Annotated in this window: 13 protein-coding genes; 4 read left to right on the top strand and 9 right to left on the bottom strand. The window is 66.0% G+C overall.

Features of this window, described 5'->3' with window-relative positions:
* The first annotated feature begins 162 nt into the window (after positions 1-162).
* The 3 genes from ACPEES_RS16660 to ACPEES_RS16650 all read left to right on the top strand — a co-directional run bounded on the left by ACPEES_RS16660 (position 163) and on the right by ACPEES_RS16650 (position 3,345).
* Positions 163-1,113: an ABC transporter ATP-binding protein gene (locus ACPEES_RS16660; RefSeq protein WP_435104700.1), complete on the top strand. Its 951-nt coding sequence runs from the start codon at positions 163-165 to the stop codon at positions 1,111-1,113.
* A gap of 10 nt (positions 1,114-1,123) precedes the next feature.
* Positions 1,124-1,906 carry an ABC transporter permease gene (locus tag ACPEES_RS16655; RefSeq protein WP_435104699.1) on the top strand — a complete coding sequence of 261 codons (783 nt, stop codon included), beginning with the start codon at positions 1,124-1,126 and terminating at the stop codon, positions 1,904-1,906.
* 110 nt (positions 1,907-2,016) lie between these two features.
* On the top strand, positions 2,017-3,345 hold the full coding sequence (locus tag ACPEES_RS16650) for a nicotinate phosphoribosyltransferase (RefSeq protein WP_435104698.1): 1,329 nt from the start codon (positions 2,017-2,019) through the stop codon (positions 3,343-3,345).
* A gap of 76 nt (positions 3,346-3,421) precedes the next feature.
* Here ACPEES_RS16650 and ACPEES_RS16645 read toward each other — a convergent pair whose 3' ends face one another.
* Positions 3,422-3,742 carry an H-NS family nucleoid-associated regulatory protein gene (locus ACPEES_RS16645; RefSeq protein WP_435104697.1) on the bottom strand — a complete coding sequence of 107 codons (321 nt, stop codon included), beginning with the start codon at positions 3,740-3,742 and terminating at the stop codon, positions 3,422-3,424.
* Between the two features lie 300 nt (positions 3,743-4,042).
* On the opposite strand from ACPEES_RS16645, the gene ACPEES_RS16640 reads away from it, so the two are divergent.
* Complete coding sequence (locus tag ACPEES_RS16640) at positions 4,043-5,269, top strand: hypothetical protein (RefSeq protein WP_435104696.1); 1,227 nt, start codon at positions 4,043-4,045, stop codon at positions 5,267-5,269.
* Positions 5,270-5,313: 44 nt separating this feature from the next.
* On the opposite strand, the gene pdxH is transcribed toward ACPEES_RS16640, so the two are convergent.
* The 8 genes from pdxH to murB all read right to left on the bottom strand — a co-directional run bounded on the left by pdxH (position 5,314) and on the right by murB (position 13,906).
* Positions 5,314-5,907 carry a pyridoxamine 5'-phosphate oxidase gene (pdxH, locus tag ACPEES_RS16635; protein ID WP_435104695.1) on the bottom strand — a complete coding sequence of 198 codons (594 nt, stop codon included), beginning with the start codon at positions 5,905-5,907 and terminating at the stop codon, positions 5,314-5,316.
* A complete protein-coding gene (locus ACPEES_RS16630) occupies positions 5,907-7,304 on the bottom strand; it encodes an NfeD family protein (protein ID WP_435104694.1) in 1,398 nt (465 codons plus the stop codon). Before ACPEES_RS16630 ends, pdxH begins: the two co-directional genes overlap by 1 nt.
* A 397-nt stretch (positions 7,305-7,701) precedes the next feature.
* Positions 7,702-8,613 carry a UDP-3-O-acyl-N-acetylglucosamine deacetylase gene (lpxC, locus tag ACPEES_RS16625; RefSeq protein WP_435104693.1) on the bottom strand — a complete coding sequence of 304 codons (912 nt, stop codon included), beginning with the start codon at positions 8,611-8,613 and terminating at the stop codon, positions 7,702-7,704.
* A gap of 229 nt (positions 8,614-8,842) precedes the next feature.
* Positions 8,843-9,994, bottom strand: coding sequence for a cell division protein FtsZ (gene ftsZ / locus ACPEES_RS16620; protein ID WP_435104692.1), 1,152 nt, complete (start codon positions 9,992-9,994; stop codon positions 8,843-8,845).
* Between the two features lie 94 nt (positions 9,995-10,088).
* Positions 10,089-11,336 carry a cell division protein FtsA gene (gene ftsA, locus ACPEES_RS16615; protein WP_435104691.1) on the bottom strand — a complete coding sequence of 416 codons (1,248 nt, stop codon included), beginning with the start codon at positions 11,334-11,336 and terminating at the stop codon, positions 10,089-10,091.
* A complete protein-coding gene (locus tag ACPEES_RS16610; RefSeq protein WP_435104690.1) occupies positions 11,333-12,121 on the bottom strand; it encodes a cell division protein FtsQ/DivIB in 789 nt (262 codons plus the stop codon). The genes ftsA and ACPEES_RS16610 overlap by 4 nt, the downstream gene beginning before the upstream one ends.
* Positions 12,118-13,059 carry a D-alanine--D-alanine ligase gene (locus ACPEES_RS16605; RefSeq protein WP_435104689.1) on the bottom strand — a complete coding sequence of 314 codons (942 nt, stop codon included), beginning with the start codon at positions 13,057-13,059 and terminating at the stop codon, positions 12,118-12,120. Before ACPEES_RS16605 ends, ACPEES_RS16610 begins: the two co-directional genes overlap by 4 nt.
* The gene (murB, locus tag ACPEES_RS16600) at positions 13,052-13,906 is read right to left on the bottom strand and encodes a UDP-N-acetylmuramate dehydrogenase (protein ID WP_435104702.1); all 855 of its coding nucleotides are present in this window, start codon (positions 13,904-13,906) and stop codon (positions 13,052-13,054) included. Before murB ends, ACPEES_RS16605 begins: the two co-directional genes overlap by 8 nt.
* Between the last annotated feature and the right edge of the window lie 32 nt (positions 13,907-13,938).

Here is a 13,938-nt window from a genome sequence, read left to right as displayed (position 1 = left end):
ATCAGGCCCAAACTCCGGCCGCCTGATGGCGCTCTCACCATCGCCCGTTCAGGCTCATCTCTGGATTGGAAAGGACTTCCTGGGCGACCTTGTCAGTCGTGACCCGCGCCCATTACTATCGGCGGGCTTTTCGGCCTGCCAACCCACACCTGCGGATCCTGCATGAACGCGCTATCGCTGCGTCACCTCAACAAGACCTATGCCGGCGGGGTCACGGCCCTGCGTGACGTGAACCTGGAGGTCGAGCCCGGGGACTTCTTCGGGCTTCTGGGCCCCAACGGCGCCGGCAAATCCACCATCATCGGCATCATCAGCTCGCTCGTGCGCAAGTCCAGCGGGGATGTCGAGATCTTCGGCCACGCCATCGATCGCGACCCGTGGGAGGCGAAGACCAACATCGGACTCGTCCCCCAGGAATTCAACTTCAACCACTTCGAGACCGTCGGTCAGATCGTGCTCAACCAGGCCGGTTACTACGGAATCGACCGCGAGCTGGCACGGAAACGCGCCGAGCGCTATCTCAAGGAGCTCGGCCTCTGGGGCAAGCGCCGCGCCGTCTCCCGCAACCTCTCCGGCGGCATGAAGCGACGCCTGATGATCGCCCGCGCGCTCGTTCACGAGCCACGTGTACTCGTCCTCGACGAGCCCACCGCGGGGGTGGACATCGAGCTGCGCCGCTCGATGTGGACATTCCTGCGCAAGATCAACGAAGAAGGCACCACGATCATCCTCACGACACACTACCTGGAGGAAGCCGAATCGCTGTGCCGCAATATCGCGATCATCGACGAGGGGCGCATCATCGAGCACACCAACGTCCGCGCCCTGCTACGCCGGCTCGGCACGCAAAGCTACATTCTCGACATCCAGTGCCGTATCAGCGATGTGCCGCCGCTACCGGATTACCACGTGATTCCGCTCGAAGACGGCAGTCTGGAGGTCGAAGTCCGTAGCGACCAGGGACTCAATCGCCTTTTCCGGACGCTGGACGAGGCCGGCGTCGAAGTCCTCAGCCTCAAGAACAAGGCCAACCGGCTCGAGGAGCTTTTCGTGCGCATGCTGGAGAAAAACGAAACGCACGAAACCGAAGCCGCCGCCCGGACAGCCACCTGAGGAGTTTCGCGTGCAAGCCGAGTATTTGCGCCAGACCACGGTGGCACTCGCCACCATCGCCCGCAAGGAAACCCACCGGTACCTGCGCATCTGGATCCAGACACTGGTTCCGCCGGCGATCACGATGTCGCTGTATTTCGTGATCTTCGGCAACCTCATCGGCTCCCGCGTGGGGCCCATGGATGGCTATTCGTACATGGAGTTCATCGCACCGGGCATCATCATGATGGCGGTGATCACCAATAGCTATTCCAATGTGGTCTCATCGTTCTTCGGGGCCAAGTTCCAGAAGCACATCGAAGAGATCCTGGTCTCGCCAACGCCGAACTACACCATCCTCCTCGGGTATCTCGCCGGCGGCGTCGGACGCGGGCTGCTCACCGGCCTTATCGTGACATTCATCGCCACCGGCTTCGCCGACCTGAGCGTACACAACGCCTGGATCACTGCCTCGGTGGTATTCCTCACCGCCGTGCTGTTCTCCCTCGGCGGGTTCATTAACGCCATCTTCGCCAAGAAGTTCGACGACATCTCCATCGTGCCGACGTTCGTGCTCACACCGCTGACCTATCTCGGCGGTGTGTTCTATTCGATCAAACTCCTGCCCGACTTCTGGCAGAACGTGTCACTGGTCAACCCGATTCTCTACATGGTCAACGCGTTCCGCTATGGCATTCTGGGCACTTCCGACATCCCCATCGGTACCGCCTACGGGATCATCCTGCTGTTCATCGCCGCTCTCGCCGCGATAAGCCTGTTCCTGCTCCACCGCGGTGTCGGACTGCGCACCTGAGCCGCCGCCGGACGCCTACCGCACCGGCCGACGCGACAAGTTTCCCAGGCGACGGTTGATCCCGACGCGGATAAGACCGATATCACCCGAAGGGGTCAACGGAGGCATACATGGACCTGGAACGATCACCGCTGCTCACCGATCTGTACGAGCTCACCATGCTCCAGAGCTACTACGAATACGGCATGGAGCAGCAAGCGGTGTTCGAGTTCTTCATCCGCCCCTCGCAGTCGCGTTCGTTCTTCATCGCCGCCGGCCTGGCCCAGGCCCTGGACTGGCTGGAGCATGCGCGTTTCGGCGCTGAAGAGCTCGAATGGCTGGCCGCCAGTGGCCATTTCAGCGACGCGTTCGTCGAGCGCCTGCGGGGATGGCGTTTCACGGGCGAAGTCCGCGCCCTGCCGGAAGGCACGGTGTTCTTTCCCGAAGAGCCGCTGCTGCAGGTGTTCGCGCCGCTGCCCGAGGCACAACTGGTGGAATCGCGGCTGATGAACATCCTCCACTTCCAGACCCTGATTGCCACCAAAGCAGCGCGCTGCGTGCATGCCGCCGAAGGGCGGCTCGTCGTCGACTTCGGCCTGCGTCGCGCCCACGGTGGAGAGGCAGGCCTTTGGGCGGCCCGCGCCTGCTACCTCGCAGGCTTCGGCGCCACCGCGACCACCCTCGCCGGTGCCCGCTACGACATCCCCGTGACGGGAACGATGGCGCACTCGTTCATACTCGCCCACGACGACGAAACCGAAGCCTTCGAGCGATTCGCACGCAGCCACCCGGACAATGTCGTGCTGCTTATCGATACATTCGACGTGATCGAGGGCGCGCGCAAAGTGGTGGACCTGGCGGCACGTCTCGCCCGTGACAACATCCGGGTGAAGGGTGTGCGTATCGACAGCGGCGATCTCGCCGCCAACGCCCGGGCGGTTCGGGATGTCCTCGACGCCGGCGGGTTAACGGACACCCTGGTGCTGTTAAGCGGCGGCCTCGATGAATTCCGCATCGCCGACATCGTGGGCACCGGCGCGCCGGCGGACGGATTCGGTGTCGGCTCGAAGGTCAACACCTCCGCCGACGAGCCCTTTCTCGACTCCGCCTACAAGCTCCACCACTTCAGCGGACGCGCCCGCGCCAAGCACGCTCGGGGCAAAAGCGACCTGCCGGGGGTGAAACAGATATTCCGGCAACACGACGCCCACGGCATCCTTGCGCTCGACACCATCGGCCTCGACGGTGACGATGAGCCTGGGCACGCACTGCTCGAGACCGTAATGCGTGACGGGCAACGGTTGGAATCGGCAAGCGTGGCCACCGACCTCGGCGGGGCACGCACGCGCGCAGCGGACGAGCTGAACCGCCTGCCGGCGGCGTGCCGCCGACTCACCGCACCGGAGACGGTCCCGGTGCGGCTGAGCGACGCCCTGGGGACGCTGCAACGCGCCACCTGAGCTTGCCCGGGGAGCGCCTGGCGACGCTCCCCGGGTCCTGCACACCCGACAGCGGACCATGCAGGCTCGCGCACGATTACTTGATGCGCAGCTCTTCCAGCGACCGGCCAGCCGCCTCCCACTCCTTGACCCAGACCGGCTTGCGGCCACGGCCCGACCAGGTCTTGGAGGCGTCGTCGGGGTGGCGGAAGCGTGCAGGCGCCTTACCGCGCCGCGTCGACCGCACCGCCTGCCCCTGAACGAGCTCGTTGACCGAGAATCCGTAGCGCTCGGCAATGGCCTTCATTTCCTGCTGGGCCTTTTTCGCATCGTCCTTGCGACGCGACTCCAGCGCCTTATCAATGTCCTTCTTCAGCGCACGCAGTTCTTCGGAGCTGTACTTGGATAGATCAACCATTGAATCGTTCCTCGACATCTTTGCCTTGTTCGAATTCGCGCCAGTCGAAACGGAAGCGTGACGCTCGCACGCAATGGGTTTTTCCGTTTCCACTATAATATTAAATCGTACATGAGCGGAATTGACAATTCCGGAATGCCTTCACGGTGTTTCACCGCCTTCTAACCAGTACCGACGATAAACTTTTCAGGCGGCGCGGCTTTCCCTTCGGGGCAGATCGCAGGGCATAATAGCAATCCACTTTGCTGCATGCGCGGGTACGGACCTTTGCCCCGCTTCGAACCCCTGGAGAAAGCAACCATGTCTGCCGCGTTGTCCGCCACCCCGGCCGTTCTCACCGTCGAATTGCCTCAGGAAACGATCGGTAGCGGCCAGCTGCCACCGGAGCCGCTGAGCCGCGATGCCGCCGAGATTCTGGGCCAGACAATGGCGGCCGACCTTCACCGCATTCTCGGCGACGAAGTCCGTACGGCGGGCCTGATTCTCACCGGCGCGCTGTACGATCTCACCGAACTGCTGCAGCCCGGGTTGCCCATAGCCGAAGCCTTGCTGGAGGTCTACCGGGGCAGCCTGCGTGGCGGCGCCTTTACGCCTCACCGGCTGACCCTCGGCAATGCCGGCGGGCGCTTTCCGCTCCCGGAGCTCGCTCCGAGACGCTCGGCGGGCGCCGGCCCCCTGCTCGCGGTGCCGTTCGCGTTGGTGGCACCGGGTCCGACGCTGGACGACGTCCGCCGCCTGCTCGAGGAGCGGCTGCTCGAGCGCGGCGCCCCCTCTCTCGCCACGGACCAGGCCATACGCCAGCAGTTCGGCATCGCCCCGGTACATCTTGCCTACGCCACGTTCCACGACCTCAGCGCGCTGCTGAAGGTGCAACTCGAGCACGCGGGATTCCACGCGCTCTGGCAGGTGATCGAAGGGGCCCTGTATCGACCGGACACGCCCGTAGCGGTGACCACGGACGCCGGCAACCGCTTCGTCGCCGTGCAGGGACGGGCCTGGACCCCCTACCTGACGCTGGACGAGTGGGCGGAGCGCACAGGCGCCGAGGCCCCGGAAGGCTACGCTCAGTGGTGTCGTGTGCAGCGGCAGTATATGGCGGGCCTGGGCGCGCACGGTATTCGCGTGATTCCTACGGCACCGGATGAGGGCATATACGCCGGCGACGCAGAGACAGCGGTCGGGACCGCGGCGGGGGCATCCCTCGCCGACGATGCATGTCGCCGCGAGAGTGTCGACGGGTCGCCCGATTTCGACAGCGCCAGCGCGATCACCCTGACCGAGCAGATACTCCCGGCGGTGGGACCGATCGCCTACACCGTGCTCGCGCAGAACACCGACGGCGAGATCGTCTACCTCGGTCACGACTACCCGTTGCAGCCGACGGCGATTCAGAGCATCCAGCAGCGATGGCAGGCACACGCCGAGCGCATAGGTGCGAGTTTTCAGCTCGAACGCCCCGGAGGGCTCACCTGCAGCGAAGCACCGTTGCAGCTGATGCCGTGGCTGGATTACGGCGGGCGCGCCTGAGGCGCGTCCACCGTAACCATGCGCGGGAGCGGAAGGGGCTCAGCTCAGGGATTGAGCAGGGTGTAATGCCAGTGACCGTCTTCGAACCAGAAGCGGTCACGCTCGTGCAGACGGCCATCTCGCCCCGACCAGAATTCGATCATGTCGGGAACGACACGATATCCGCCCCAGTTCGAGGGCCGTGGAATGACCTGACCGGCAAAGCGCTCCTCCGCTTCGGCCACCCGGGCCTCCAGGGCCTCGCGACTCGCCAGCGGCCGCGATTGCTCCGACGCCCAGGCACCAATCTGACTGAGTCGCGGTCGCGAGGCGAAATACGCATCGGCTTCGGCATCGCTCACCGCGGCGACTTCGCCCTCCACGAGCACCTGGGCCTGCAGCGGCTGCCAGAAAAACACCAGCGCCGCATGCGGATTCTCCCCGAGCTGATGCCCTTTGCGGGAGTCAGTATTCGTGTAGAAGACGAAACCACGCTCGTCGACACCCTTGAGCAGCACGATGCGCGCGGACGGACGGCCATCGGCGCGCGCCGTCGCCAGCGTCATCGCCGTGGGCTCGGCAATCGCCTCGTGCGCCTCCGCCTGTTCGAACCATGCATTGAAACGGGACAGTGCGGCTTCGAGATGACTCGCGCTCATTAAACCTGATTCCTCCTGTCATTCGACCGATCAAGGCGCGCGACCACCAAACGCAGGCCACGCATATCAACCACTTCCACAACCTCCTGGGGCGCAAGCGCATCGGACGACTCCGCCTGCCACAACTCACCCCTGACACGAACGCGTCCGTGCCCCGGGAAACCGGAGACGACGCTGGCCGAAGCGCCGATGAGCTGCTGGCGCCCGGAGACCACCGGCCGGCGGTAAGCACGCGCCGCCATTGTTCCGGCACCGAAGAGCAGCGCCACACTCGCGAGACTGACACCGGCGACGAGCAGTATCGAGAGCTGAAAGCCGGGCACATCGGTATCGAAGAGCAGCAACGAGCCCACCACGAAGGCGACCATCCCCCCGAGACCGAGGATACCGAATGACGGCGCGAACGCCTCCGCGAGCATCAATGCCACACCGAAAAGGATGAGCCCGATACCGGCATAGTTCACCGGCAACACCTGCAGCGCGAACAAGGCCAGCAGCAACGCGATGCCGCCGATCACGCCAGGCACGATGGCACCGGGGTTCGCGAGCTCGAAGATCAGCCCGTAAATGCCGACCAGCATGAGGATGTAGGCGACGTTGGGGTGGGCGATGACCGACAGCAACCGCGTCCGCCAGTCCGGCGCCCGGCTGACGACCTGCGCATTCTCGGTATCCAGCGTACGCTCGCCCGACGCCGTCTCCACCTCCCGCCCGTGCAGGGCCGATAGCAGCTCCTGCGCGTCGGCGGCAACGATCTCCACGACACCCCGCTCCAGGGCTGCCTGCGCTGACAGGCTCTCGCCGCCACGCACGGCCTGCTCCGCCCACTCCGCGTCGCGGCCGCGCAGCTCCGCCAGTCCGCGGATGTAGGCCACCGCATCGTTGACGACCTTGCGGCGCATGGCCTCTTCGTTGCTCGCGGGCTGGTCCTCACCCTTGCCGTCGGCCTCACCGTCACCATCACCACCGCCATCACCGCCGCCGGGTCCCGGAAATCCACCACCGCCGATCTGCACCGGCGTGGCCGCGCCGAGATTGGTCGCGGGCGCCATGGCCGCAACGTGGCTCGCGTACAGGATATACGTGCCCGCACTGGCGGCCCTGGCACCGGATGGCGCGACCCAGACCACCACGGGCGTGCGAGCCGCCAGCACCGCACGCACAATGGTGCGCATGGCGTTGTCGAGACCGCCCGGCGTATCGACCCGGAGGATGACCGCGGCCACGCCTTCGCGATCGGCCGCCTCGATGCCGTCGCGCACGTAGGTCGCCGTGACCGGTCCGATCGGCCCTTTGATGTCGAGCTGCCAGACCGTGGCCCCGGACGCCGTGCCGGCAGCGAGCGACAGCATCAGCCCGCAGGCGAGAGCGATGATCTGAATGAATCGTACGTCCATGTCCCGATAATGGCACAAGCGCCCCTTCGATCAATTGATCGATTTCCGTCGCCGGTCTTACTAATCTTCTCAGAGGTATTGTCATGTGTCAGAGCGCCACAGCGGTTCGGGGGCAAGGCGCGCTCGCGCCGGCGTGGCCGGGTCACGTCAAGCGGGCGCAACGCCGCCACCGGGGCGCTGCGGCGCTCCCGTTGGGCCGGTCTGTGCGCCGATGGGGCTGCGTTGCTCGCCCGGCTACACCGCGCGCCTCGCGACTTGCCCCATCGGCGCACAGACCGGCTGACGCATGACAATACCTCTGAAACGATTGGAAAACTGCCATCGTGGATGCAAAAACCCCCGCGCGTGGCGGGGGTTCTGCAGGAGCGACTGACTGTTGCTCAGAGGCTGGTGGCGGTCAAGTCACCGGTACCGGCTGATCGAACGTTATCGGTGCATCCGCCACTTCGTCGAAGGTCACCTCCTCCCACGCGTCGGTCTCCGCGAGGACGCGGCGCAGAAGACGGTTATTGAGGGCGTGCCCGGACTTGTAGCCCGTAAACGAGCCGATCAGGCTGTGCCCGAGCAGGTAGAGATCGCCGATGGCATCGAGGACTTTGTGCTTGACGAACTCGTCGGCGTAGCGCAAGCCGTCCTCATTGAGCACCCGGTAGTCATCCACGACGATGGCATTGTCGAGGCTGGCACCGAGCGCCAGGTTGTTCTGCTGCATGAACTCAACGTCGCGCATGAACCCGAAGGTGCGCGCACGGCTGACTTCCTTGACGAACGAGGTTGTGGAAAAATCGAGCTCGGCACGCTGAAACCCATCCTGGAAAACGGGATGGTCGAACTCCAGCGTGAACCCCACCTTGAACCCGTCGAAAGGCTCGAAGGCCACCCACTTGTCTTCTTCTTCCACGCGCACGGGGCGCTTGATGCGGATGAACGTCTTGCGGGCCTCCTGCTCCTGAATCCCCGCGGACCGGATCAGGAATACGAAGGGGCCGGCGCTGCCGTCCATGATCGGCACTTCGGGCGCCGAGAGATCCACATAGGCATTGTCGATGCCCAGGCCGGCCATTGCCGAGAGAACATGCTCGACGGTGGAGACGCGGACGCCATCCTGGACGAGGCTGGTGGAGAGCTTCGTATCGCCGACATTCTCCGGATGAGCGCGAATCTCGACCGGCTCGTCCAGATCGATACGCCGGAAGATGATGCCGGTATTGGGGGCAGCGGGCCGCAGTGTCAGGTAGACCTTCTCACCCGTATGAAGACCGACGCCAGTGGCGCGGATACTGTTTTTGAGCGTTCGCTGGCGGATCATGCGCTTGAGCTTCCCCCAATGAGGCCGTGGCATGCAACACGCCCAATGCCGGCGTGAACAAGTCTGCAAACCGACACGGCGGTCCGACACATAATCAAGCTAATGTAATACAAATGTGGACGATTGTACATTGCGTTCAGCAGGCACGCGCCTCCAGACGGGCCGGGCCCGAAGGGGCCCGGCAAACGGGTCGGAGACACGACGTCATCGGGCCTCGGCCCGATGCCCGTCAGTCCGCCTGACGGCGGAGAAACGCGGGAATGTCGAGATAGTCCATGTCGTCGTCCTGCTGCGGCTGCCGGTCATTGGCCGCCTTCTTGCGGATCACCGTGGGCCGGTCGAGCTGATTGTAGTCGACCTCGCCGCTTGCCTTGCGCGCGACGGTGCGTTGTGCCACCGCCGGCTCGGCCACTGCGCTCTGCGCCCCACCAAGCCCGGTAGCGACAACCGTCACGCGCAACTCGTTCTCCAGCTCCGGATCGATGACGGTACCCACGACCACGGTGGCGTCATCGGAAGCGAACTCCTTGACGGTGTTGCCGACTTCCTCGAACTCGCCGATGGACAGATCCATGCCGGCGGTCACGTTGACGAGAATGCCGCGTGCACCCGAGATGTTGGTGTCCTCCAGCAACGGCGAAGCGATGGCCCGCTCGGCAGCCTCGCGGGCGCGCCCTTCGCCCGAGGCGTACCCGGATCCCATCACGGCCATGCCCATCTCGGACATGATCGTACGCACGTCAGCGAAGTCCACGTTGATGAGCCCCGGCCGGGTAATCAGCTCGGCGATACCCTTCACCGCCCCGAGGAGCACGTCGTTGGCGGACTTGAAGGCATTGAGCAGGGTCAGCTCCTTGCCCAGCACCGACAATAGCTTCTCGTTGGGGATGGTGATCAGCGAGTCCACGTGGCGGCCAAGCTCCTTCATGCCCTCCATCGCCACGTTCATGCGCTTGCCACCCTCGAACGGGAACGGCTTGGTCACCACGGCGACGGTGAGAATGCTCATCTCCTTGGCCACCTCGGCGACGACAGGCGCGGCACCGGTGCCGGTACCACCCCCCATACCCGCGGTGATGAACACCATGTCCGCCCCTTCGAGAACCTCGGCGATGCGCTCGCGGTCCTCCATCGCCGCCTCGCGACCGATGCCCGGGTCGGCGCCGGCCCCCAGGCCCTTGGTGATGCTCGCCCCCAGCTGCAGGGCGGTTTTCGCCGAGGTGTTCTTCAACGCCTGGGCGTCCGTGTTGGCACAGATGAAATCCACGCCCTCGACGTCCGCGGCAACCATGTGCTGCACGGCGTTGCCGCCGCCGCCACCGACACCGATGACCTTTATCACTGCGTTTTGGCTAAACGAGTCCATGAGTTCGAACTTCATGTCGCGCCTCCTGAATCCGGTCTCTTCGTACCGGCTGTCTATAGTCACTCGACCCGTGCTTTATTGGGGCCTGTCAACTGGTCAACAGGCTCTCTTAGAGGTTCCCCTGGAACCATCCCTTCATGCGCGTCCATAGCGCGCTGAAGCCCGTATGCCCGCTGTCGTCCTCGGCGGTGACGCCGGGTTCGGCGTGACGCTTGGAGCCGCCGAACAGCAGCAGGCCCGTGCCGGTGGCGTAGATGGGATTACGCACCACGTCCGTCAGCCCGGTAACCCCTTGCGGGAGCCCCAGGCGCACCGGCATATGAAACACTTCCTCGGCAAGCTCGATGGCGCCCTCCATCTTGGCGCTGCCACCGGTGAGCACGATGCCCGCCGCCATCAGGTCCTCGAAGCCGCTGCGGCGCAGCTCGCTCTGCACCAGCGTCATCAGCTCCTCGTAGCGGGGCTCGATGACCTCCGCTAGCGTCTGGCGGGACAGGCGCCGGGCAGCGCGGTCGCCCACCGACGGCACTTCGATGGTTTCCTCGGGGCTGGCGAGCTGCGACAGCGCGCAGGCGTACTTCACCTTGATGTCCTCGGCGTGCTGCGTGGGGGTGCGCAGCGCCACGGCGATATCGTTGGTGACCTGGTCGCCGGCGATGGGAATGACTGCGCTGTGGCGAATCGCGCCTTCGGTGAACACGGCGATATCGGTGGTACCGCCACCGATGTCGACCAGGCAGACACCGAGCTCCTTCTCGTCCTCGGTGAGCACCGCCTGCGCAGAGGCAAGCTGCTCGAGAATGACGTCATCCACGTCGAGCCCGCAGCGGCGCACGCACTTGACGATGTTCTGCGCTGCGCTCACGGCGCCGGTGACCATGTGGACTTTCGCCTCCAGGCGGACACCGGACATGCCGACGGGCTCGCGGATGCCCTCCTGGCTGTCGATGATGTATTCCTGGGGCAGGATGTGCAGGATCTTCTGATCCGCGGGAATGGCCACCGCCCGGGCGGCATCGATCACCCGCTCCACATCACCGCCGGAGACCTCGCGGTCGCGGATTGCGACGATGCCGTGGGAGTTCAGCGAGCGCACGTGGCTGCCGGCAATCCCCGCGTAAACGGAGTGGATATCGCAGCCGGCCATCAGCTCGGCTTCCTCCACGGCGCGCTGGATCGACTGCACCGTCGACTCGATGTTGACGACGACGCCCTTCTTCATCCCGCGCGAGGGATGGGAACCGATTCCCACGACCTCGAGCTCGCCGCCTTCCTTAACGGCGCCGACGATGGCGACCACCTTCGAGGTACCGATGTCCAGTCCGACGAGCAGATTGCGATCCTGTTTGCGGGTCATGGATGTGTATCCTTTCCGGCCTGTTCACTCTCCGGCGCCCAGCGCACGGCAAAGCCATTGGGGTAACGCAGATCGAGTGCGGCGATGCCGCGGTCCCCGGCCGCGCGCCGAACGCGCGGCCAGGCGTTGATCAGACGCGCGATACGCGTATCGACATCGTTGCGCCCGAGCGCCAGCGACGTGCCGTCGGCGAGACGGCCGTGCCAGGCCCGGCGCTCGTCCTGGCGCAGCGCCCGCAACGCGAGACCGATGGCGCCGAGACGTTCTCGCCAGCTTCGAAAGCGCTGCAGCACCTCCTTCTGGCTGCCGTCGGGGCCGCCCAGGCGCGGCAGACCGTCGGGCCGGGCGTCGGGACGGAAAACGTGCCCCGTGGCGGTCACCAGGGCGTCATCGCCCCAGACCGCCACCGGCTCACGCTCGCTCACGCTGATGCGCAAGCCCTGCGGCCAGACTCGCCAGACCGCGGCATCCTCTACCCAGGGCAAAGCCTTCACGGCCCGACGCACACTGCCCAGGTCGACCAGCAGCAGGCCGCCGCCGAGGTGGTCCGCCACCGCCGAGCGCAGGTCGGACTCCGGCACGTGCGCCAGATCGCCTTCGAAACGCACCGTGCGCACCGGAAATACCGATGCCGGTCGCCAACGTTCCAGGGCGAGCGAGGCCGCCGCGACGACGACCACGACGACGGCCACACCGGTGACCCAGCGGGCAACACCGCGCCGCGGCGCCGGCGCGTCCGCACCGGCGCTCAGGCCTGGCTCGTCGTTCATGGTCATCGTGGTCATCTCACCGCTTCCCGCCGCTGGCTCGTCGCGAGGATTCGCCACACCAGCTCGTCCATATCCACGCCCGCCACACGGGCGGCGGCTGGCACCAGGGAGTGATCGGTCATGCCGGGGACGGTATTGACCTCCAGCAGCCAGAAGCCTCCGGCAGCGTCACGCATTACATCCACCCGGCCCCAGCCGCTGGCCCCCACCACCTCGAAGGCCGCCCGCGCGAGCTCGCCGAGCTCGTGCTCGGCCGCTTCGGGCAATCCGCAGGGGCAGTGCATGCGGGTATCCTCGGCGACGTACTTGGCATCGAAGTCGTAGAAACCGTGGGTGGGCTCGATGCGGATCGGCGGCAGGATCTCGCCGTCCAGCAGGGCCACGGTGTACTCCTCGCCACTGACCCAGCGCTCGGCGAACACTTCCGCGTCGTACGCCGCGGCCGCCCGCCAGGCGCGTTCCAGATCCTCGGCCGCGTCGACGCGCGCCATGCCGAGGCTCGAGCCTTCGTGCGCCGGTTTGACCATCAACGGCAGCCCGAGCTCGCCGACGACGGCCTGCCAATCCGACGCCGCGTCCAGACGCGCGAACGCCGGCGTCGCGAGCCCCAGTCCGCGCCAGATGAGCTTGGTGCGCAGCTTGTCCATGGCGATGGCGGAACCGAGCACACCGCTACCTGAATAAGGCACGCCCAGGGCATCGAGAACCCCCTGGATGACACCGTCCTCGCCACCGCGCCCATGCAGGGCGATCAGGGCGCGATCGAAATCCGCCAGCCGGGTCAGCGGTTGCTCACGGGGATCGAATGCGTGGGCGTCCACGCCGCGGCGCTCGAGTGCGGCAAGCATGGCATGCCCGCTCTTCAGGGAAATCTCCCGCTCCGCCGACCAGCCACCCAGCAGCACGGCCACGCGGCCGGCCTGTTCGGGGCGCTGCCAACCCGGCTCACCCATCAGCCACCTCCTCACCGACGATGCGCACCTCGTGCTGCAGGCGGACACCGTGATGCTCGGCGACCACCCCGCGCACATGGGCGATGAGCGCCTCGATATCCGCGGCCGTCGCCTCGCCGTCGTTGATGATGAAATTCGCGTGCTTGTCACTCACGCGGGCGCCGCCAATGCGCGTGCCCTTGAGACCCGCGGCCTCGATCAGGCGCGCGGCGTGATCGCCCGGAGGGTTGCGGAATACCGAGCCGCAGCTCGCTTCCCCCATGGGCTGGCGCTCTGCACGCTCGGCGACGAGCTCGCGCACGCGTGCGGCCAGCGCATCCGGGTCACCGCCGCCGGCGAAACCCAGCCGCGCTCGCAGGAACCACTCTCCCGGAGGCCCACTCACCTCGCGGTAACCGACCCGGTAGTCATCGCGGGGGCGCCAGCGGCGTTCGCCACGACGATCCACCGTCTCCACCGCCAGCACATGGGGCCAGGTCTCACCCCCCCAGGCGCCGGCATTCATCGCCAGCGCCCCGCCCAGGGTGCCGGGGATGCCGGCGAAGAACTCAGCCCCCACGAGCCCCGCCCGGCCGCACACCCGTGCGAGCTTCGCGCAGGGCAGGCCGACACCGGCGGTCACCTCCCCCGACGGCGACACATCGACAGCCGCGAGCCCCCGCTGCGGTTGAACGACTGCGCCGCGAAGGCCACCGTCGCGGACTAGCAGGTTGCTGCCGAGCCCCACCCAGGTCACAGCGACCGCCTCGGGCAACGCGCGCAGGTAAGCGGCCAGGTCATCGGCGTCCGCGGGCCTATAGAATCGGTCCGCCGGACCGCCCACCCGCCAGCTCGTGTGCCGGGCCATGAGCTCGTTGTGACGTTCACGGCCACGCAATC

The sequence above is a fragment of the Arhodomonas sp. AD133 genome (assembly GCF_051195215.1).
In the GTDB taxonomy this organism is placed as follows: Bacteria; Pseudomonadota; Gammaproteobacteria; order Nitrococcales; family Nitrococcaceae; genus Arhodomonas.
Note: the sequence above shows the minus strand (reverse complement) of the source record. Positions and strands in the feature narration are given on the sequence as shown.